Origin of the sequence: Actimicrobium sp. GrIS 1.19 (genome assembly GCF_035984655.1) — a bacterium.
Taxonomy (GTDB): domain Bacteria; phylum Pseudomonadota; class Gammaproteobacteria; order Burkholderiales; family Burkholderiaceae_D; genus Actimicrobium.
This window is the reverse complement of sequence record NZ_JAXCHT010000012.1, coordinates 45554-66996: the sequence shown is the minus strand read 5'-3', so window position 1 is coordinate 66996 and position 21443 is coordinate 45554. Positions and strand designations below refer to the sequence as shown.

The 21443-nt window shown below is 61.7% G+C and carries 19 protein-coding genes and 1 pseudogene; 6 read left to right on the top strand and 14 right to left on the bottom strand.

Features of this window, described 5'->3' with window-relative positions:
* Positions 1-78: 78 nt before the first annotated feature.
* Together RCH09_RS10420 and RCH09_RS10415 are read right to left on the bottom strand one after the other, a co-directional pair.
* On the bottom strand, positions 79-783 hold the full coding sequence (locus RCH09_RS10420) for a glutathione S-transferase N-terminal domain-containing protein (protein ID WP_326941017.1): 705 nt from the start codon (positions 781-783) through the stop codon (positions 79-81).
* Positions 784-826: 43 nt separating this feature from the next.
* Positions 827-1561 carry a DUF1499 domain-containing protein gene (locus RCH09_RS10415; RefSeq protein WP_326941016.1) on the bottom strand — a complete coding sequence of 245 codons (735 nt, stop codon included), beginning with the start codon at positions 1559-1561 and terminating at the stop codon, positions 827-829.
* Between the two features lie 197 nt (positions 1562-1758).
* On the opposite strand from RCH09_RS10415, the gene RCH09_RS10410 reads away from it, so the two are divergent.
* Positions 1759-2301 carry a DUF3455 domain-containing protein gene (locus RCH09_RS10410; RefSeq protein ID WP_326941015.1) on the top strand — a complete coding sequence of 181 codons (543 nt, stop codon included), beginning with the start codon at positions 1759-1761 and terminating at the stop codon, positions 2299-2301.
* Between the two features lie 62 nt (positions 2302-2363).
* Here the strand turns inward: RCH09_RS10410 and RCH09_RS10405 are convergent, their stop codons facing one another.
* Both RCH09_RS10405 and RCH09_RS10400 read right to left on the bottom strand, forming a co-directional pair.
* Positions 2364-3068 carry a DUF3047 domain-containing protein gene (locus RCH09_RS10405; RefSeq protein ID WP_326941014.1) on the bottom strand — a complete coding sequence of 235 codons (705 nt, stop codon included), beginning with the start codon at positions 3066-3068 and terminating at the stop codon, positions 2364-2366.
* A 10-nt stretch (positions 3069-3078) separates the two neighbouring features.
* A complete protein-coding gene (locus tag RCH09_RS10400) occupies positions 3079-4464 on the bottom strand; it encodes a 3'-5' exonuclease family protein (RefSeq protein ID WP_326941013.1) in 1386 nt (461 codons plus the stop codon).
* Between the two features lie 207 nt (positions 4465-4671).
* Here RCH09_RS10400 and RCH09_RS10395 point away from each other — a divergent pair, with 207 nt between their 5' ends.
* The 4 genes from RCH09_RS10395 (at position 4672) to RCH09_RS10380 (ending at position 7623) form a co-directional block, all read left to right on the top strand.
* On the top strand, positions 4672-4926 hold the full coding sequence (locus RCH09_RS10395) for an AbrB/MazE/SpoVT family DNA-binding domain-containing protein (protein WP_326941012.1): 255 nt from the start codon (positions 4672-4674) through the stop codon (positions 4924-4926).
* A complete protein-coding gene (locus tag RCH09_RS10390) occupies positions 4926-5291 on the top strand; it encodes a type II toxin-antitoxin system PemK/MazF family toxin (protein WP_326941011.1) in 366 nt (121 codons plus the stop codon). Before RCH09_RS10395 ends, RCH09_RS10390 begins: the two co-directional genes overlap by 1 nt.
* 153 nt (positions 5292-5444) lie before the next feature.
* Entirely contained in the window at positions 5445-6230 is a 786-nt protein-coding gene (gene imuA / locus RCH09_RS10385; protein WP_326941010.1) for a translesion DNA synthesis-associated protein ImuA, read from the top strand.
* A complete protein-coding gene (locus tag RCH09_RS10380) occupies positions 6166-7623 on the top strand; it encodes a Y-family DNA polymerase (protein WP_326941009.1) in 1458 nt (485 codons plus the stop codon). Before imuA ends, RCH09_RS10380 begins: the two co-directional genes overlap by 65 nt.
* 3 nt (positions 7624-7626) lie before the next feature.
* Here RCH09_RS10380 and RCH09_RS10375 read toward each other — a convergent pair.
* From RCH09_RS10375 to RCH09_RS10355, 5 genes and pseudogenes are all read right to left on the bottom strand, one after another.
* A pseudogene (locus RCH09_RS10375) lies at positions 7627-8833 on the bottom strand (AGE family epimerase/isomerase).
* 1 nt (position 8834) lies between these two features.
* Positions 8835-10073 carry an ROK family transcriptional regulator gene (locus RCH09_RS10370; RefSeq protein ID WP_326941008.1) on the bottom strand — a complete coding sequence of 413 codons (1239 nt, stop codon included), beginning with the start codon at positions 10071-10073 and terminating at the stop codon, positions 8835-8837.
* Between the two features lie 30 nt (positions 10074-10103).
* Positions 10104-10898, bottom strand: a complete 795-nt coding sequence (locus tag RCH09_RS10365; RefSeq protein WP_326941007.1) for an ATP-binding cassette domain-containing protein — start codon at positions 10896-10898, stop codon at positions 10104-10106.
* 3 nt (positions 10899-10901) lie between these two features.
* Positions 10902-11858 (bottom strand): ABC transporter permease, encoded by a 957-nt coding sequence (locus RCH09_RS10360; protein ID WP_326941062.1) that lies wholly within the window; start codon positions 11856-11858, stop codon positions 10902-10904.
* A 105-nt stretch (positions 11859-11963) separates the two neighbouring features.
* Positions 11964-12959: a sugar ABC transporter substrate-binding protein gene (locus RCH09_RS10355; RefSeq protein WP_326941006.1), complete on the bottom strand. Its 996-nt coding sequence runs from the start codon at positions 12957-12959 to the stop codon at positions 11964-11966.
* 207 nt (positions 12960-13166) lie between these two features.
* On the opposite strand from RCH09_RS10355, the gene RCH09_RS10350 reads away from it, so the two are divergent.
* Positions 13167-14108: a PfkB family carbohydrate kinase gene (locus RCH09_RS10350; protein ID WP_326941005.1), complete on the top strand. Its 942-nt coding sequence runs from the start codon at positions 13167-13169 to the stop codon at positions 14106-14108.
* Positions 14109-14118: 10 nt separating this feature from the next.
* Here the strand turns inward: RCH09_RS10350 and purL are convergent, their stop codons facing one another.
* From purL to RCH09_RS10325, 5 genes are all read right to left on the bottom strand, one after another.
* A complete protein-coding gene (purL, locus tag RCH09_RS10345) occupies positions 14119-18123 on the bottom strand; it encodes a phosphoribosylformylglycinamidine synthase (protein ID WP_326941004.1) in 4005 nt (1334 codons plus the stop codon).
* Between the two features lie 201 nt (positions 18124-18324).
* Positions 18325-19455: an AI-2E family transporter gene (locus RCH09_RS10340; protein ID WP_326941003.1), complete on the bottom strand. Its 1131-nt coding sequence runs from the start codon at positions 19453-19455 to the stop codon at positions 18325-18327.
* A gap of 134 nt (positions 19456-19589) precedes the next feature.
* The gene (locus RCH09_RS10335) at positions 19590-19901 is read right to left on the bottom strand and encodes a BON domain-containing protein (protein WP_326941002.1); all 312 of its coding nucleotides are present in this window, start codon (positions 19899-19901) and stop codon (positions 19590-19592) included.
* Positions 19902-19992: 91 nt separating this feature from the next.
* A complete protein-coding gene (locus RCH09_RS10330) occupies positions 19993-20538 on the bottom strand; it encodes a hypothetical protein (protein WP_326941001.1) in 546 nt (181 codons plus the stop codon).
* Between the two features lie 106 nt (positions 20539-20644).
* Positions 20645-21319 carry a Crp/Fnr family transcriptional regulator gene (locus RCH09_RS10325; RefSeq protein ID WP_326941000.1) on the bottom strand — a complete coding sequence of 225 codons (675 nt, stop codon included), beginning with the start codon at positions 21317-21319 and terminating at the stop codon, positions 20645-20647.
* Positions 21320-21443 lie beyond the last annotated feature (124 nt).

The following is a 21443-nucleotide window of genomic DNA, read 5'->3' as shown; positions in this document are numbered from 1 at the left end:
GGTGAACAAGGAAGTGGCATTGCCGGCGGATCGCGCCGGGCTGCCGATTCTACCGCAGCCGCTGCGCCCCGGAAAGGTTCAGACCCGCGCCGGGATCTCCAGTCCGCGCTGCACCGCCGGACGTGCCACGAAAGCATCCAGCGCGCGCGTGACATGCGGAAAATCCGCCATGCCCACCAGATCGCCGGCCTCGTAAAAACCGATCAGGTTGCGTATCCACGGAAAAGTGGCGACATCGGCAATGGTGTAGTCGTCGCCCATGATCCACGCGCGCTCGGCCAGGCGCTGATTGACCACGCCCACCAGGCGACGCGATTCCGCCGCATAGCGGTCACGCGGGCGCTTGTCCTCATAGTCCTTGCCGGCGAATTTATTGAAGAAGCCAAGCTGTCCGAACATCGGCCCGATGCCACCCATCTGAAACATCAGCCACTGGATCGTTTCATAGCGCCGCGCCGGATCGGCCGGCAGGAACTGGCCGGTTTTTTCGGCCAGGTACAGCAGGATCGCGCCGGACTCGAACAGCGCCAGCGGCTGGCCGCCGGGGCCATTCGGGTCGAGGATGGCCGGGATCTTGTTGTTTGGATTGAGCGACAGGAATTCCGGCGACAGCTGATCTTCCGCGTCGAAACGGACCAGATGCGGTTCGTAAGGCAGCGCGCATTCTTCCAGCATGATCGAGACCTTGACCCCGTTTGGCGTCGGCAGCGAATACAACTGCAGGCGTTCAGGGTGGGTCGCGGGCCATTTGCGCGTGATCGGGAAAGCGGACAGGTCAGTCATGATGAAGTCTTTCGAAAGATGGATGGGTAGCACATCAAGGTATTCAATACGCGGAGCCGGCAGCGCGTGCCGCCGGCTCCGCCTGCACCGCGGCAAAGTAGGCGCGGATGCGCGCAGCATTGGCGCCAACATCGCTTTTGCCGACCCGCGATACCGATCGGACATCGATGCGACTGCCGCCGTCGGCCGCCCTGACGCGCACCGCGATATCGTCCTTGAAGCCAAACCACAAGGTCGTCGCGACTGCCTCAATGCGACCGTCTTGCGGGTCGGCCGCGATGATTTCCCAGCCGGCCTGCTTTGCCGCAGACAATGCGCGCGCGAAGGCCAGCGCTTTGCTATCGGTCAGCAGCAACGGCTGGATATCCGGATAGCCGGCGCGCTGTTGCGCCGCAATCGCGCTGCCGCCGTATGCGGCCGGGGCAGGACGTTGCGGTGCGACCGCCACGAACGCGGGCGGGTCCGACAGGTCGGTAGAAATATCGTGAATCGGCGGCAAGGATTTTGCGGTTTGCAGCATGTGCCACGGAAACCAGGCGCATGCAGCGCCAAGCACGGCACCAAGCAGCAGGACCACCGCCGCGCCGGCGCGCCAGCGTGGCACTGCAAGCCCGATGAGCCCGCCGGCTGCCGCCGCCAGCCCGATGTAGACCACCCAGCGCAGCATCTGGAATCCGGTGGGAAACGACCACCAGCCGAGCCGCACGCCAAGGCCGGACAGAGCCAGCAAGACAGCGGAAAGCAAGGCCAGCGCAATCGGGATGCGAGCAATTTTCATGGCAGCGTGACGTGGGAAGATGGGAGCTGGAGTATATGTCGTGAGCGGAATTCGTGTTGGCCGCCCCGGGCTGGCTATCGGTCAGAACCAATGCGGGAGGGGTGGAACGAACTTCCGCCTGCGCACCTCCAAGTCGAACCGCTGCGACGCGATGTTTAGCGCGCATTCATTCATGTACGCCACTCCAGGGATCTCCAATGAAACCATCCAGACTCCAACCCGCGTTGTATCTGATTGCCGGCCTCACGATCGCTGGCTGCGTGTCCAGTCCCGCGAAGCAGGCCGATGTCCCGGCGGCATTGCGCGCCGCCCCGGATCAGTCCATGTTTCTGGAAGCGTTGGCGTCTGGCGTGCAAATCTATGAATGCAGCGCCAAGCCCGATATGCCGGCAGCCTATGCCTGGAAATTCAAGGGACCGGAAGCAACGCTGCTGGATCGCGCCGGCCAGCCACTGGGCAAGCACTTTGGCGGGCCGACCTGGGAATCGATCGACGGCAGTCGCGTTGTCGGCGCCGTGGTGGGCAGCGATCCCGGCCCGGATGCAGCGGCGATTCCCTGGTTGCTGCTGAGCGCCAGGTCAACCTCTGGCAGTGGCGTGCTGGGCAAAACCACCAGCATCCAGCGCCTGTTTACCTCGGCCGGGCTGGCGCCCTCCACGCCTTGTACGGCAGCCATCGCGCAGCAAGTCGCACGGGTGCCGTACACCGCGACGTATCGCTTTTATCGACAGGCAAATTGAACGGTTGCGCTGATTGCCGCACGGAAGCCGGCCAGAACGCCGAAGCGTGAGCGTGCCGCGGTTTAACGCCCGATAAACTGCAGATCGCCGTACCACGCGATCGCATGTTCGCCGGTGTTATCGGTATCGGTGGCCAGCGCAACGGCCACCACATCCGGCGCATCCTCACCGAACGCGGCGCGAAAATCCGCCGCCACATCACGCGTTTCCGTGACCCATTGCCCGGCCTTGCCGGCGCCGCTTTCAAGCACCATCATGCGGGCCCGATCGGTGTAGGCATTGGATGCGATGGTGCCGACCGGCTGATGGTTGTCCCAGACATAGTTGATTGCCGCGGTCGGGATATTCTGGCCATACAGCGCTTCGCCGATTTTCAGTTTGGCGCGGGTGGCAAACGAGAGTTTGTCGGCCGGATAATCAAACATCACGTAAATCCGCACCGCATAGTCATCGCCCGACTTGCGCGTCATGTCACCGCTCTTGACCGGCGCGGTGATCTTCCAGCGCCATTGCAGCAATGGTGTTTTTTTCAGATCAATGCGGTTGGCAAACACCAGCCCTGACATCGACTGGTTGGCATCGGCCCGGAGCACAACACGGCCTTCGTCCTGCACCAATGCGTACAGCGTATCGGGCGCTTTCGGGGCCGGCTTGAGCACGCTCCAGCCAGTCACCGCCGCACCTGCCTGCATCTGCGAAAAGGCTGGAATCTCGTCGGCCTGGCACAGCGCCGGCAGCAACAGCATCGACACCATCCATCGTCGCATCGTTGCCACCTTAAAAAAACCGCCGTACCTGCGTGCCGAACGCGGCCAGCTTCTTGTGCAGGATCTTGTACACGTCGCGATCAAACCGTGCCTGACCGTGTTCGATCAACTCCCACGCGGCGGCCTCGTCGCCGGCGGTGCCGTAATAACTCCAGTTATTCACGATGTGCAGCGCAGCGCCCTCGCGAATTCCGACCGGCCCGGCATACGGCCAGCGCTGCATGCGTTCGCTTTCCAGTGCGGCGAACATGCGGGCCGTGTGCGATTGCGCCGTTTCGCGCCCGACACAGGCGCCCGGACATTGCATGACCTGACTGGCAAAGCAGGCCTTGCCGCTGCGGACCTTTTCCAGACCCAGCAAGGCGTGGCACAACTGATGGGCATCGGCAATCGCTTTCAGGGCAGTGGTCGCCTTGCGCGTGCTGGCGTACGGTCCGAACAGATGTTCTTCATCGCCGAAAAACAGATCCTCGGTATTGACCAGCGCCAGCTTCCACTGCTCGCCATGCTGCACCAGCCGCCAGGCGCAGGTCTCTTCATTGCGGCGCAACTGATGATTGTGGGTCGGCATCAGCTGCTTGATCAGCGCGGCTTCCTTGAGCAGCGCACCCAGTTCGCCGGCCGTCTCGATCCATTCCACGCGCCGGATTTGCTGCGACAGTTGCAGCTCTTTCGACGAGGTGTGATCACCGCTGAAATGCGACAGCACGCGCCGGCGTAAATTGTTGGCCTTGCCGACATACAGCGGCAATTGGCTGTCATCGTAAAACAGGTAGACACCGTGCGTGGTCGGCAAGTCGTCGATCAGCGCGGCATCCAGATTCGACGGCAGGCTGGGCAGCGTGGTCAATTCCTTCACCGCTGCATGGATCTGCTCGTGCGGCAGCGTGGCGTGAATGACCTGCCAGAACTGCCAGATCAGCTTGGCATCGCCCAGCGCGCGATGGCGCTCCGTGACCTGCAGGCGATGGCGCTCGGCCAGCGTATCCAGATTGTGTTTGGCAAAGCCGGGGTAGAGCTTGCGCGAGAGCTTGACGGTGCACAGCACGGTCGGCCGAAAATCGATGCCGAGGCGGCGGAATTCGTTCTTCAGAAAACCATGATCGAAGCGCGCATTGTGGGCCAGAAAAATCCGTCCTTCGAGGCGCGCATGGATTTCCGCCGCAAGGTCTTCGAAGCTCGGCGCATCGGCCACCATGGCATTCGAAATGCCGGTCAGGCCTTCGATGAATTCCGGAATCCTGCAATGCGGATTGACCAGACTGCTCCACTCGCGCACGCCGTCCTCATCGACTTCGACGATGCCGACTTCGGTGATGCGGTCGGAGGTGGCGGTGGCGCCGGTGGTTTCGAGGTCGACAAAGGCCAGGCGGGGATGCAGCGGATCGAAGTTCATGGGGCAAGTCAGTGCGGGTCAGGCACAGATCATAGCTGCATCGGTCGGTCAGCGGGATAAAGCTGCATGGTTGAATCCATTTTTGGCGGCATGTGGTTTGATCAACAATGCATTCCGATCTCATCGCAGGCGCGTGTATTAACGCGTTGACACAGATGGATAAATGTATAGACTCGTATCTACTTTACACATCAATGGAGAATTGACATGGTCAAAGCAAGTCTTACCGTTCAACAGTGGGGCAACAGCCTGGCTGTACGCATTCCCGCCGCCATCGCCAGATCGGCCCGATTCGCAGTCGGGCAACCGGTCGAAATATCGATTCAGGAGTCGGGCGTTGTCGTCAAGCGTGTCGGCACGCCAACATTGTCGCTGGCGCAGAAACTGGCGGCATTCGATCCCGCAAAACACGGCGGTGAGGTGATGACGACCGGTGGCCGTGTTGGTGTCGAGGTATTTTGATGGCGACTGGTAAATTCTGGTCGCCTGACCGCCGCGACGTGATCTGGATTGACTGCAACCCGCAAGTGGGCAAAGAAATGCGTGATGTCCATCCCTTGCTGGTGCTGTCGCCAAAAGCGTTTAATGAGCGCACCGGCATCGTCATCGGATTGCCAATGACGACCGCGGCATACAACGAAACGAACCCCTTCGCCATTCAGTTTGTCGGCGTCAAGGGCGTTGTCAGCTACATCCTCACGCATCAGCCAAAGTCCTTTGACTGGAAGATGCGTCAGGCAAAACCGCATCCGATGAAGCAAGCACCTGCCGATGTATTTGCGCTGGCGTGTGATTCTCTCAACCAGATCATTGCGATTTGTGAATAAAACGGCAACGCGGGTGAAACGCTAAACAGACAGCATGGCGAATTGTTTTCCCGGCATTTGACGACAGGCATCGGATATCACATATACTGTGTATTCATACAGTGTTTCATCAAACCACTGTCACTTGTCCAACTCACCTGCCCGGAGGTTCCCATGCTCGCATCCCCCACCCGAATGGCCGCACCGCAAGCCGCCGCCGCCTTGCTGGCGCAAATGCCCGATGTCGTCTGGCGCGGCAACCAGATGGGCTCCTATCGCGCCGTGACGACGCCGTCCGGTTTTACGGCGCTGGACCGCGAGTTGCCCAATGGCGGCTGGCCCGCCTCGGTCTTGATCGAACTGTTGCTGGCGCAACCGGGCATTGGCGAATTGCGCTTGCTCGCACCCATCATTGCCAGCCTCACCCAGGCCAGAAAAACCGTGATCCTGATGGCGCCGCCGCATATCCCGTTTGCCGCTGCGCTGACCGAGCTGGGCATCGATCTGACCCATGTGCTGCTGGTCGAGGCCGACAAACCGGCCGACCGCATCTGGGCCATTGAACAAACCTTGAAGAGCACCAGTTTCGGCGCCCTGCTGTGCTGGCTACCGCAATGCCGCGCCGATCATCTGCGCCGCCTGCAACTGGCTGCGGCCGGCTGCGAGGGCCTGACTTTCGTGATGCGCCCGGCCAATGCCCAGCATGAATCCTCGCCGGCGCCGCTGCGGCTGGCCTGCCGGGCGGCGCCGTCCGGCCAGTTGTCGGTCGAGGTCATCAAGCGCCGTGGCCCGGTGCATGCGCAGCCGGTGATCCTGCCGCTGGCCGTACCCGCCGTACTCCATCAACCTTTTGCCGAGCGCGTGCGCGTGCCCGACTTCTCCGTGACACCTGACCATGCTGTGGATCGCCCTCAATTTATCGCAACTGCCGCTCGATACCGTACTGCGCTGCCGGCTTGACGAACCCGGTACACCGGTGGTCGTGACCCAGCACAAACGGGTCGGCTGGTGCAACCGGGCCGCGCTCGATGCCGGCATCGCAGCAGGCATGTCGGAAGCCAATGCGTGGTCGCTCAGTGCGCAGTTGCAGGTCGTGCCGCGCATTCCCGAACAAGAGCAACAGGCCTTGCACGAAGCGGCGTTGTGGGCGCTGCGCTTCACACCGCAGGTCGCGCTGCAACCCGACGGCTTGCTGCTCGACGTCGGCGCCAGCCTGACGCTGTTCAATGGACTCGACCAGCTCGCCGCGCAACTGCTGGCCGGCATCGCTGATCTGGGCCTGCAAACGCAATGGGCCTGCGCGCCCACGGCGACGGCGGCCTGGCTGCTGGCGCAAGACGACAGCGATTGGCGTGACAAGAACCTGCCTGAGATGCTGGCGCCGATTGCGCTTGCGGCGATCGCAGCGGCACGCCCGCATCTGGCGACGCTGACCGGCATCGGTTGCCATACCCTGGGACAGTTGCGCCAGATGCCACGGGCCGGTATCGCGCGCCGCTTTGGCAACGACCTGCTGCGCACCATCGATCGTGCGTATGGCGATGAAGCCGAAGTGCATGGCTGGTTTACCGCTCCGGCCTGCTTCGATGTGCGGCTGGAATTGCCGGCCCGGGTGGAGCACACCGATGCCTTGCTGTTTGCCGCGCGCCGGCTGCTGCTGCAACTGACCGGCTGGCTCCATGCGCACCACTCGGCCATCAGCAGCATCACCTTGTGGCTGCACCACGAACCGACCCGCCAGCGCGATCATCGCAGCACCCCCGTGACGATCCAGCTGGCCAGCGCCAGCCGCGATCCCGACCACCTGACGCTGCTGCTGCGCGAACGGCTGGGCCAGCTCGCGCTGATGGCGCCGGTGATCGAACTGACCTTGCGCGCAGACCAGGTCACCGCGCTGGCGGCGCCCAACCAGGAACTGTTCGCCAGCCCGGCGTCGCAGACCGAAAGCGTGGGCCGTCTGGTCGAACGCCTGCAAAGCCGGCTCGGCGCCGACGCGGTACGCCAATTGGCCTTTTACGCCGATCACCGCCCCGAACGAAGTCACCAGTCACAGCCGCTGCTGCAACGGCGTGCACGCGGCACCGGCGTCCTCAGCCTGCCGCTGGCGGCCCGTCCGGCCTGGCTGCTGCAACAGCCGTTGCCCTTGATCACGCGCCAGCACAAACCGTTCTACCAGAGTCCGTTGACGCTGCTGGCCGGACCGGAACGGATTGAATCGGGCTGGTGGGACGATGCGCTGGCGTTGCGCGATTACTTCATCGCCGAGAACGAGCTGTTTGCACTGCTGTGGATATTCCGGCTGCGCTCAGGCAGTCACGGCAGCGGCTGGTTCCTGCATGGCTTTTTTGGCTGACGGTCAGAGCACATTGAGCACTTCGTAGCAGGCGCCCATGGTGTGATAGTCGGTCTTTCCGGCCGGGCTTTTTTGATTGGTGAGCTTGCGGTTGTCGGGGCCGAGAATGCGATACCAGGCGCCATGCTCATGGTCGATGAAATGCTCCCAGCACCAGGCCCAGATGCGCTGGTACCACTCCCAATACACCGGATCGCCGCTGCGTTCGGCCAGCAGTGCGGCTGCAGCCAGGCTCTCGGCCTGCACCCAGAAATACTTGTCGCCATCGCAGACAGCGCCATTCGGACCGAAGCCGTAATGCATGCCGCCATGCTGCCCATCCCAGGCATGCGCCAGTGCGCTGTCGAACAGGGCGCGCGCGCGGCAGCAGCCAGTCACCCGGGGTGTTCAATGCCGGGCCATGGCGCTCCATGATCAGCAGCAGTTTGGCCCACTCGGTCAAATGCCCGGGCTGCACGCCCCACGGCCGGAAGATATTCGTCTTGTCGTGCTTGTTGTAGTCCCAGTCGACCGACCAGTCGGCGTGGTAATGCTCCCAGATCATGCCGCCGGCGCGCGCTGCCTGGCGCACCGTGATGTTGTGGGCCAGCGTCTCGGCGCGATGCAGATAGCGCACCTCGCCGGTGGCATCGAACGCCGCCAGCAGCGCTTCGCAGGCGTGCATGTTGGCGTTCTGGCCGCGATACGGCGCCAGCGTGGACCAGTCGGCACTGGCTTCATCGGCATACAGCCCATGCTCCGCTTGCCAGAAATGCTGCTCCATCAACGCGAAGGTTTCGGCGATGTACGGCCCCGCTTCCGGCACCCCGGCCATCCACGCATGCGCATACGCCAGCAGCACGAAGGCCAGACCGTAGCAATGATTGGTCGCATCATCGATGGTTGTGCGGCCGTCGCGCCATTGCAATTGCCAGGCATAGGCGCCGGTATCGGGATCGCGATGGACGTCGCGCAAAAAGGCCAGGCCGTGGCGCACCTGCTGCAGATAGTCCGGTCGCCGGAACTGGCGTGAGGCCATCGCATAATTGAAGATGAAGCGCGTGCTGCTGACCAGATGGCGGGTATGCCGGTCGTACACGCTGCCATCGTCCAGGAAGAAATGGAAGAAGCCGCCGCTCGGATCGACGCAGCGCGGATCGTAGAACGCCAGCGTGGCGCGAATGTGATCGAGCAAGGTGGTGCGGGAACGAAAATCGGGCAGCGTTGGCATGTCATTTATCCAGTTTCAGAAACAGGTCGCGATCCGGCGCGAAGTGCGCATACAACGGCAGCAGCGCCCCGCCGATGGCGCGCGCATCAGCGCCAATGGTACCGGCAAGCACGGCCGGCCGGCTGATGCCTTCCCAGCTGTAATCATCCAGTGCCGCCTCGACCCGCACCAGCAGCAGCGCCAGCAGACGGCGATCGAGCGAACCGTCGATGATGATGTCGTCGAGATCAAGCAGGCCGGTGGCGCTGTTGATGGTCAGCGCAATCGCGCAGGCGGCATCATCGAGCCACGCCATCGTGTGCGTGTACCACGGCGCCTCGAGGGCGCGCGCGTCGGTCGAGGCGGTCGTGTCCAGGCCGGCTGCATCGAACAACTGCTCCAGATTGAACAACGAGGCGGCACTGAGCAGCTGCTCCGGCGGCGCAGCCGCATCGGCCCTGGCCAGTCCGAGCGGCATCGAGCCGAGGGCACCGGCATTGCCGTGTCGCCCGCTGCGCAGATGACTGTCGAGCACCACGCCACCGCCAATGAAGGTACCGACGAAGACATACAAAAAACTCTTGATGCCGCGTCCCCGCCCTGCCACCAGCTCGGCCACGCAGGCCGCCGCCGTGTCCTTGGCAAACTGCACCGGCAGCGCCGTCATGGCCTGGATGCGCGCGGCAATATCGATCTGGTTCCATTGATCGGTCTGGGCCGGCTCCAGCGTCAGCAATTGATGCCAGCCACCCAGCATCAGCGGCGCCGCGACACCAATGCCGCACAGTCGCCGCGCGCGTTCGGCGCCGATCACATCATGCAGACGCGCCAACTGGTTGGCAATTTCAGGAAACAGCCGGGCTGGATCAGGATACGCATACGGCAACGACGAACGGCTCTGCACATTCCCGACAAAATCGATCAGCAGCACATCCATGCTGCGGCGTCCGATGTTGACCCCGATCGCGTAGGCGCCTTCCGGGTTGAGTGCGATCGGCACCGATGGCTGGCCGATGCGGCCCTTGCGCGACGGCTGCTTGAGTACCAGCCCTTCGTCCAGCAGCCGGTTGATGATCAGCGAAATGGTCTGGCTGCTCAGATTGGTGAGCCGCGCAATATCCGCCTTGGGCATGCTGCCGTGAAAGCGGATCGCCTGCAGCACCACGCGCTCGTTGAACTGGCTCATGCCAATCTGGTTCGAGCCGCGCGGTCGCAGACGCCCGAGATCGTCGGCGTCGACGGTGCCTGATGCCGTCGTCATCGGGCTGCGGATTCAATCCGGATGCGCGGCTCAGGCATGCGCATCCTGCGGCAATTCGTGCGCCAGTTTGGCGCCTGTCATCACGGCCACCGCATCCGACATGCTGATCTTTTTCGGATTGACCACCGCAGCGCGCTTGCCCAGTCGCTGGATGTGAATTCGGTCGGCGATCTCGAACACATGCGGCATGTTGTGACTGATCAGGATCACCGGCAAGCCCTTGTCGCGCACGCGGCGAATCAGCTCCAGCACCATGTTGCCTTCCTTGACGCCCAACGCAGCGGTCGGCTCATCGAGGATCACCAGGTGCTTCGCGAAGGCCGTGCTGCGCGCCACCGCGACACCCTGGCGCTGGCCGCCGGACAAGGTCTCGACGGCCTGGTTCATCGAACGGATGCCGATTTTCAGATCCTGCATATGGCGCGTGGCTTCGGCCAGCATGGCCTTCTTGTCGATCAGGCGCAGGCAGCGACCGATCCAGCCGGACCGCAGGATTTCGCGACCGAGAAACAGGTTTTCGGCAATCGTCATGGCCGGCGCCACCGCCAGATCCTGGTAGACCGTCTCGATGCCGTGCTTGCGGGCGTCGATCGGCGACTGAAAATGCACGGCTTTGCCATCGAGATACATCTCGCCGGAGTCCGGCACCAGCGCGCCCGAGAGCGCCTTGATCAGCGACGATTTACCGGCGCCGTTGTCGCCGATGACCGCCAGAATTTCGCCGGCACGCAAATCGAAATCCACCCCATCGAGCGCGATCACGTGGCCGTAATGCTTGACCAGTCCGCGCGCTTCGAGGATGGTGGGAGCAGTCGTTGTCGTCATGGCTCAACCCTTCTTGTGTGTCAGTTGATCGGTTGCCACCGCCAGGATCACCAGCACGCCAGTGACCATGGTCTGGAACACCGAGGGCACGCCCATCAGCGTCAGGCCATTGCGAAACACGCCGACAATCAGCACCCCGATCAGGGTGCCGATGATGACGCCGCGTCCGCCAAACAGGCTGGTCCCGCCCAGCACCACGGCGGTGATGCTGTCGAGATTATCGGTTTGCCCGCCCTGCGGATCACCGACGCCGAGCCGGGCCACCGACAGCAGCGCCGCCACGCCATAGAAAAATCCCGCCATCGTGTACACCCCGATCAGCACCCGATTGGTGGCAATCCCGGTCAGGCGCGCGGCTTCAGCATTATTGCCCACTGCGTACAGGTGACGTCCGGGCGCGGTCTCGCGCAGGAACAGCCAGGTTAGCAGATACAGCCCCACCATCAGCACGGTGCCATAGGTAATGCTGGTCTGGCCGACGGCAAAGGTATTCCCGAGAAACAGCATCGCGGCCGGCAGATCGGTAATCGTCTGCGCGCCCGAATACAACTGGGTAGTGGCGAAGATGATGTTCATCGTGCCGAGCGTGACGATGAACGACGGCAGCTTGATCAACGTGACCAGCGCGCCGTTGGCAAAGCCGATCAGCACGCAGACCAGAATCCCGCAGCCCATCGCCAGATACACGTTCATGCCGTGTGCGACGGCGAACTTGGTCATGATGATCGAGCCGAGTGCCATCGCCATGCCGCACGACAGATCGATGCCGGCGGTCAGGATGATCAGTGTCTGGCCGATGGCGATCACGCCGACCACCATGACCTGCTGCAGGATCAGGGAAAAATTCTGGCCGCTCAGGAAGCGGTCGGACTGGAACGAAAAGAAGATGCACGCCGCCAGCAGGGCCAGAAACGGCCCCAGTGAAGACACCGGCGGCAGGTGGTCGGCTACCCGTCGCAATGCCTCGCGCGCGGGAAAGGGGGAATTTTGTACGTAGGACACGATTGACTCCTGATCGAAGGGAGGTTGCATCACAGGGCGTCCACGACGCCCCGGACCACGCTGTTACTTGTTACCCCAGCATTCATCCAGTCCAACTTTGGCATCCTTGCTGCTCACGCCGCTGACTGCCTGATGCGCAATCAGCGTCACGCCGGTGTCGACGTAGCCGCTGGCTTTTTTGCCGCTCTTCGCATATTCCGCCCCTGCGGCCACGCCCATCGCGGCCATCTTCAACGGATATTGCTGGGAAGTCGCTGCGATGATGCCGGACTGCACATCCTTGACGCCAGCACAGCCGCCATCCACCGAGACGATCATCACGCCCTTTTCCTTGCCGATGGCCTTGAGTGCCTTGTAGGCCCCCGCGGCGGCAGGCTCATTGATGGTGTAGACCAGATTGATGTCGGGATTCTTTTGCAGGCAGTTTTCCATCGCGGTCTGCCCCTTGCCCTGATCACCGAAGCTGTCTGCCATGCAGACCACGTCGGCGGTACGGGCCAGGCCGGCGGTCCTGGCGTCAATCCCGGGCGCACCGAAACCGGCCAGGAAGCCGTTGTGGCGGGCAATCCCCACCGGATGACCGGGGAACAGATCCAGCGTGGCGATTTTCGCCGGTTTGCCGGCCAGCGCGGCCTTGGCATATTGTCCGATCAGGACACCCGCCTTGAAGTTGTCGGTCGCGAACAGCGCATCGACGGCCTCCTGCGGTTCGGTCGGGCTATCGAGCGCAATGATCATCACCCCCTGGTCGCGCGCCTTCTTGATGGCGGGCACGATGGCTTTCGAATCGTTCGGCGTGATCAGGATGGTCTTGGCGCCGCCAGCCACCATGTTTTCGATCGCCGTGACTTGTCCGGCATTGTCGCCGTCGGCCTTGCCGGCGCCGGTGAGCAATTTGACGCCATTGGTCTTGGCCGATTGTTGCGCGCCTTCTTTCATTTTCACGAAGAACGGATTGGTATCGGTTTTGGTAATCAGGCCAACCACTGGCTCGGCCGCAGAAACGGCGCCAGCCGCCGCACCAAGAACGGCCGCAGCAATGCAATAGTGAAACTTCATGCGATGTCTCCTCACGTTGAGATGGATGCGGGGGGACGTTGCATTTCTGACTGGCCTGCCTGGTTCCGGCCCCGCTGCCTGTGAATATAGGCGTGAAATTCGATTAAATCAACTTGTTTTATTAATTAAAAAGCACGCAGAAATACGCTACAGTTGCAGCAACCGGCAGGCGCATGCCGCGCCCGCGCACTTACTTACGGACCGACAATGATTGCAACTTTAGGAGAAGCGCTGGTCGACATGATCGAGCAGCAGGATGGCCGTTTTGATGCCTGTCTGGGGGGATCGGTCTGCAATTTCACGCAGGCGCTGGCGCTGCAGGGGATCGACACAAGTTATCTGAACCCGCTGTCGGCCGACAACTTCGGTCTCCGTTTTCGCGCCCTGCTGTCGAGCCACGGCGTGCATATGGCGACAGGCCGACGCAGCCTCCGTCCGACCGCACTGGCCATCGTTAGCCTCGACGAACAGGGTTCGCCGACCTATGCCTTCCATCGCGACTCGGTGGCCGACCGCGACATCAGTGCCGCCGAATTGATCACCGCACTGCCCGATCCCTGCCAGCTGCTGCACACCGGCGGGCTGGCGCTGACCCCGGCCGATCTCGACAAAACGCTTGAGGTCGTGCGCGCTGCAGCGGCCAACGGCACGCTGATTTCGATTGATGCGAACTTGCGCCCGGTGGCGGTCGACGACCCCGCCGTGTACGTGACCGGGGTGCGCCAGGCACTGGCGCTGGCGCAGGTGATCAAGGTCAGCGACGAAGACCTGCAGGTGCTGGGGATTGATCCACACGATCTGGAGGCAGTCGCGACCTTGCTGCAACCGGCCAGCGTGCAGCTGATCGCCTTGACACGCGGCGCCAGTGGCGCGCTGCTAATGACCCGACAACACCGGATCGCCTTGCCGGCGCCGTCCAACCTGACCATCGTTGACACGGTGGGCGCGGGCGACTGCTTTCAGGCCGGCTTGATCGCCTGCCTGGCGCGCGCCGGCAAGCTCGACTCGGTTGGTGCGCTGGCCGAACTCGACCCTGCATTGCTGTGCACTGCCCTGTCCCACGCACTGGCCGCGGCCAGCATCAATGTCACACGGGCTGGCTGCAATCCGGCGACGTGGGAAGAGACCGTCGCCATCCAGCGTCAATAACGTCGCAAGGTCAGCCGACCCATTTGCGCGCATTGCGGAACATGCGCATCCACGGTGCATCGTCGCCCCAGTGTTCCGGGTGCCACGAATGAAGCACTGAGCGGAACACGCGTTCGGCGTGCGGCATCAGTACGGTGAACCGGCCATCATCGGTGGTCACTGCGCCAATGCCCTTGGGCGAACCGTTCGGGTTGTAAGGATAGTCCTCGGTAACGTTGCCCTTGTTGTCGACGTAGCGCATGGCCACCAGCGCCGACTCGATGTCGCCGGTCAGCGAAAAGTCGGCATGGCCTTCCCCATGCGCCACCGCGATGGCGGCACGGCTGCCGATCATGTCGGCGAAGAAGATCGAAGGCGTTGCCGTGATTTCGACCATCGTCAGTCGCGCTTCGAACTGCTCCGACTTGTTACGGGTGAATTTCGGCCAGGCCTGTGCACCAGGAATGATTGACTTCAGATTGCTCATCATCTGGCAACCATTGCAGATGCCCAGACCGAAGGTATCGGTGCGCTGGAAGAACAACGCAAACTGCTCGGCCAGGGCCGGATTGAACAGGATTGTCTTGGCCCAGCCTTCACCGGCGCCCAGCACATCGCCGTACGAGAATCCGCCGACTGCAATGACGCCCTGGAAATCGGACAAGCGGGCACGTCCAGCAATCAGGTCGCTCATGTGCACATCAATCGCCGTAAAGCCGGCCTTGTGCATCACGTACGCTGTCTCGATGTGGGAGTTCACGCCCTGCTCGCGCAAGATCGCCACTTTCGGCCGCACTCCGGTAGCAATGAAGGGTGCAGCGATATCCTCCTGCGGATCGAAGCTGAGGATCGGCGAAATGCCCGGATCGCTCTTGTCGAGGATGCGCGCATATTCGGCATCGGCGCATTCCGGATTGTCGCGCAGGCGGGCGATGCGCCAGCTGGTTTCGCTCCAGAAGTGATGCAGGTCGATCCGTGGTTGCTGGTAGATGACCTTGGCATCGCGCGTGAACTCGACCATGCCACGCTCATTGAGCTTGCCGATGATGTGACTGGCGGCGCCCAGATTGAAGCTGCGCAGCACATTCATGACCTCGGATTTTTGCGCGGCCCGGACCTGGATCACGGCGCCCAGTTCTTCATTGAACAGCGCCTGCAGGGTCAGTTCGTTGCGGCGCTCGCCCACTTGCGTGGCCCAGTTCTTGGAGTCGCCCCAGTCGGCTGCATGCTCGCTTTCCATGGCCAGAATGTCGAGATTGATCGAAATGCCGGTGCGTCCGGCAAACGTCATCTCGCACAGCGTGGCGAACAGCCCGCCGTCGGAGCGGTCGTGATAGGCCAGCAGGTGCTGATCGCGGTTGAGTTGCTGAATCGCGGCAAAGAAGCCTTTCAGGTCCTCGGCACTGTCGAGATCCGGCGCGGTATTGCCGATCTGTTGCAGCACCTGCGCCAGCGCCGATCCACCCATGCGGTTCTTGCCGCGGCCGAGATCGATCAGGATCAGCACCGTGTCGCCCATGTCGGTGCGCAATTGCGGCGTCAGCGAGCGGCGGATGTCCTGCACTGGCGCGAAGGCCGTGACGATCAGCGATACCGGTGAGGTGACCGACTTGGCCGCGCCGTCTTCCTTCCAGGTGGTGCGCATCGACAACGAGTCCTTGCCGACCGGGATGCTGATACCCAACGCCGGACACAGCTCCATGCCGACTGCCTTGACGGTATCGAACAGCGCAGCATCCTGGCCGGGCTGGCCGCATGCGGCCATCCAGTTGGCCGACAGCTTGATGTCGGAAATGTCGGCAATGGCGGCGGCGGCAATGTTGGTAATCGCCTCGCCAACCGCCATCCGGCCCGAGGCGGCGGCGTTGATCACGGCCAGTGGCGTGCGTTCACCCATGGCCATTGCCTCGCCGAGCCAGCCTTCAAAACTCATCGCCGTGACGGCGCAATCGGCCACCGGCACCTGCCATGGGCCGACCATCTGGTCGCGCACGGTCGATGCGCCGACAGTGCGGTCGCCAATCGTGATCAGGAAGGATTTATCACCGACCGTTGGCAGACGCAGCACGCGCTGGCCGACATCGACCAGCTCGACGCCGGTCAGGTCGATGGCGGGCAGGCTGCGCGCCAGATGCATCACGTCGCGATGCATCTTCGGCGGTTTGCCGAGCAGGACATCCATCGGCATGTCGACCGGCGCATTGTCGTGCGCCGGATCGATCACCTGCAGCTGGCGCTCCTCGGTGGCGGTGCCGACGACGGCAAACGGGCAGCGTTCGCGTTCACAGAAATACTGGAACAACGGCAGGCTGTCCGGCGCAATCGCCAGCACGTAGCGTTCCTGCGACTCATTGCTCCAGATTTCTTTCGGCGCCATGCCGCTTTCTTCCAGCGGAATCTTGCGCAGGTCGAAAATCGCGCCGCGTTTGGCATCGTTGGTGATCTCGGGGAAGGCATTCGACAGGCCGCCCGCGCCGACATCGTGAATCGACAGCACCGGATTGTTTTCACCCAGCTGCCAGCAGCAATTGATGACCTCCTGCGCACGTCGCTCCATTTCGGGATTGCCGCGCTGGACCGAGTCGAAATCCAGATCGGCCGTGTTCGAGCCGGTGGTCATTGACGACGCGGCGCTGCCGCCCATGCCAATGCGCATGCCCGGGCCACCAAGTTGAACCAGCAGACTGCCCACCGGCAGGTCGTTCTTTTTGGTGTGCAGCGCGGAGATGTTGCCGATGCCACCTGCGATCATGATGGGCTTGTGGTAGCCGATCACATCGCCGCCAACGTGTTGTTCATAGCTGCGGAAATAGCCGGTCAGATTTGGCCGGCCGAATTCATTGTTGAATGACGCGCCGCCCAGCGGCCCGTCGATCATGATCTGCAGTGCCGACGCAATCCGGTCGGGCTTGCCATAGACGTGACTGACGCCAGCCGCCGCCGTGGTGACATCGTGGGCGTTTTCCCAACTGCGGATTGCTCCCGGCAGCATCAGGTTGGAGACCGTGAAGCCGGTCAGGCCGGCCTTGGGCTTGGCGCCCCGCCCGGTCGCACCCTCGTCGCGGATCTCGCCGCCCGCGCCGGTCGACGCACCGGGAAACGGCGCGATGGCGGTTGGATGATTGTGAGTCTCGACCTTCATCAGGATATGGGTCAGTTCCTGCGAGCCGGCGTATTCATTGCCTGCGGCGGCGCCGCGCGGATAGAACCGCATCACGCCAGCGCCTTCGATGACGGACGAGTTGTCGCTGTAGGCCACCACCGTGCCCTGCGGGTGCAACTCGTGGGTATTCCTGATCATGCCGAACAGCGACTTTGCCTGCGGCTTGCCGTCAATGGTCCAGTCGGCATTGAAAATCTTGTGGCGGCAATGCTCGGAATTGGCTTGCGCGAACATCATCAGTTCGACATCGGTCGGATTGCGTCCGGCGCGCGTGAACGCTTCGGCCAGATAATCGATTTCATCGGTGGACAGCGCCAGTCCGAGTTCCGTGTTGGCCAGGCTCAGGGCGGCCTTGCCGCTACCGAGCAGGTCAATCGACGCCAATGGCTTGCCATCGAGCTCGCGGAACAATCCCGCCGCCTCATCGCTACTGCGCAATACCATCTCGATCATGCGGTCATGCAGGACAGCGGCAACACCACCGATGCTGGCGTCCTGCAGGTGGCGCGCGCCGCGCAGCAAGCCGGTCTTGACCTTGACGTGATACGAGATGCCGCGCTCGATGCGATGAATCTGGTGCATGCCGCAGTTGTGGGCAATGTCGGTGGCCTTGCTGGCCCATGGTGAGATGGTGCCGAAACGCGGAATGACGACAAACTCGTCGCCATCGGCAGCGCCGGCGGCTGGCTCGCCGTAGGTCAATAAACCGTGCAGGCGATCAAGGTCGGAGGCGTCCAGTGTCTGTTTGGCATCGATGAAATGCACGTATCGACCAGTGACAGCAATAATGGCCGGGTCGACATGATGCAAGAGCGACAACAGGCGGCGGGAACGGAAAGCGGGGAGCGCGTTAGAGCCCGGCAAAATCAACATGGCGTGAGGAAAGTTGAGGTGACGTCGATGGCAACGTCACGGGTTGAAACGACGAAGCCGGATTATACCGCGCTCAATCGCCAGCCCGTTTGATGTTGCCATTTGATGTGGATTCCATTCTGGCGGTGCTGCTAAAACAGCACGATGCGTCGATTGCGCGCGCCATCATCCCGACGATGGCGCGCTGAATCTGCGCTGAATCTATTCACCCAGCAGTTCGGCAATCGATTGCATTTCTTCGATGTGCTCTGCCACCACCCGCACGATGACCACGATCGGCACGCCCAGCAGCAAGCCCCAGACGCCCCACAACCAGCCCCAGAACAAGAGCGAGATGAACACCGCTGCGGCATTCATGCGCGCAATGCGCCCGGTCATCCAGGTAGTGACGAAGGTCCCCACCAGTGCTGCGACGCCGAGGCCTGCCCCCATCACCACCAGCGCCATCGACACCGTGCCGAACTGCATCAATGCGCTGACACCGGTGGCAAAGGCGATCAACAGCGGTCCGAAATACGGAATGATATGCAACAGCCCTGCCGCCACCGCCCAGGCGCCGGCGTTCTCCAGGCCGATGACGCGAAAGGTCACCCACATCAGCACCGTCAGCAGGACGTTCGTCAGCAACAGCATCGACATGTAATTCTGGATCGACTTGTTGATCGCATCGAGAATCTGCACCGTGATCTTTTTCTTCGAAAGGGTCGGCCCGGTCAGCTTGACCAGCTTGCGCTTGAAGGTGTCGCCGGACAGCAGCAGAAAGAACACCAGGAACAACACGACCATGGCCTGGCCGAGCAAGCCTGCGGCACCCATCGAACCGGCCAGCAATAGCTCATTGACGCGGAACCCGGGCGCCTCGGACACCACCGCGCGCTGCACGGTTCGGCTGCCGGTCGTGGCCGATGCAATCTCGTTGGCGGCCGATTGCATGCGCTGCATGGCACTTGGCCCGCCGGTTTGCACCAACAGCAGGGCACGGGAGATTTTATGGGATGCTTCCGGCAGGCTTTGCATGATGGACTGGAATTCATCGGCCAGCGTCGAGGTGCCGCCGCCGATGGCGCCGAGCAGTGCCAGCATCACCACACAGGTCGCGGCAAAACGTCCGATCCGCAGTCGTTCCAGCCAGTTCACCAGCGGATTGAGTGTATAGGTAAGAAAGATCCCGAAGATCAATGGAATCAGGAATTTTTGCGCCGTTTGCAACCCGAACACCAGCGCAACGGTCCCGACTATGGCAAGCGGTAATCCGTGCACGTCGACATGAATGCGTTGGGTGCGTTCCGGCTTCTCGGTAACGACGGGCGGCTCGGGCGGAAAACTATCCATTGGGGTCTCGATTTGAATGGGAGGGCGTCAACGATGTCGACGGTACTCGACAAAAAAACGGCCCGACATCATATGTCGGGCCGTCTTCAATTGTAAGCCGCAAAGTCCCGCACAGGGCACTCTGCTGCGCCAATTTACTTCATGCGAATGTCGTTCTTGACTGATACCACGCCTTTTACACCGCGGGCGATCTCGCCAGCCTTGACAGCATCAGGTTGCTGCTTGACGAAGCCGCTCAATTGCACGATGCCCTTGAATGTTTCGACGTTGATTTCGTTCGATTTCAAGGTTGGCTCATTCAGGATGGCTGCCTTGACTTTGGTGGTGATGACGGTGTCATCGACGTATTCGCCTGTGCCTTCTTTGGTGGAGGTCGAAGCGCAACCTGCGACGGCAACCAGAGCGGCGGCAAGGATGAAAGTGCTGATGCGGTTTGAGAAAATCATGATGGTATCCCTATTAAATTATTGAATCGAACAATGAGACTTGCTGTAACATATGGTCAGCGACAACGACTGCTTGCCAACCGTTTTCTGATTACTTCTTGAACGTGGCCTTGACCTGTTTCATGCAAGCGTCTTTTGCATCGCCGGCCAACGCGTCACATTTTTCCTTGGCAACCTTGTACTCGGCTTCCATCTTGTCTTCGCTGGCATCCTTGCGAATGTCGGCGATTTTCTTGTCGGCCTTGGCGTCTTCGGTTGCAGCGATCTTGGCTGATTTGGCTTCCTTGATGCAGACATCCTTGTCATTGCCAGTCATGCTGCCGCACTTGGTTTTGGCGACATCGTAGTTGGCATTGGCAACATCCTTGCGGGCTGCGGCACGTGCCTTGTCGGTACCTTTGTAGGTCGCTTCAGCTTCAGCCTTGGCGGTTTTTTCGGCGGCCTTGACTTCAGCAACGCACACGTCCTTCGGGTTGCCTGACAGGGAATCGCACTTCGGCATGCTGGCCTTGGCATTGGCAGTAGCGGTTTCGTTTGCGGCCTTGTAGGCAGCCTTGGCTTCAGGCGTTGGTGCAGCCGATGCGGCAAAGGCCAGGGATGTAGCGCAGAACAATACGGTCGAAATAATTTTTTTCATTGTTTATCCTCTTGGTTTTAGATTATGAATATCTTGTTGCGACAACCCGAACTCTAGCGATGCGAATGTCAGCCTTCTGTACGCCACCGAACACAAGCTGGCCAACTCAATAACTTTTTCCTGGACTGGTCTGCAGCCCCTTATCAATTTCGTAGCACGCGCATGCCGCCGCCTCAAGGCCGGGGATATCAGCCAGCGTGATGGCGCCGCGCCGATAATGAATCAGGTTTTTCTCATGCAATGTACTCGCTGCCCGGGTCACACCGACGCGCCGCACACCCAAAGCCTTGGACAAGAACTCGTGCGTCAGGTGGAACTCGTTGGACTGCAACCGATCACGCGTGAGCAGAAGGGCTCGTGCCAGGCGTGCTTCGAGCAAATGGTAATGGCTGCACAGGGCGATCTGACTGGCCTGCATCATCAAACTGCGCATCGAGGCGAAGATCGCATGTTGCAGTCCCAGGCTGCGCCCTGCCAGACGCGCAAACGCTTCTGCTTCAATGCGCATGGCGCTGCCGCCGACCTGCACCAGAGCCGTTAGCGGCGCTGCGCTGCCGCGCGCGCCGAAGGCAATGCTGAGCGCGCCCTCACGACCGATCAAGCCAACCTCAAGTCCGGCCTCGTCGGATATTTCAGCGCGCAGGGAAATCAGGCAGTCGTTGGGAAACCATACGTATTGCAGCGGCGTCCCGCGCTGTTCAATCAGGCACCCCGCTTCAAGTTCGATGTGCTCCAGCCCGCGTGCGAGCTCGACGTACTCTGCCACCGGCAGCTTTGCCAACAGGAGATTGGCAGGAACGAGAGGAGAACCGGATTTCAAAGCGCACTCCGATAGTTGGAATAACAGGGGCGGCCTGACCGCATGCTGTGGAGGCTAACGATGAAATTTTTTGCGGTATGTACGC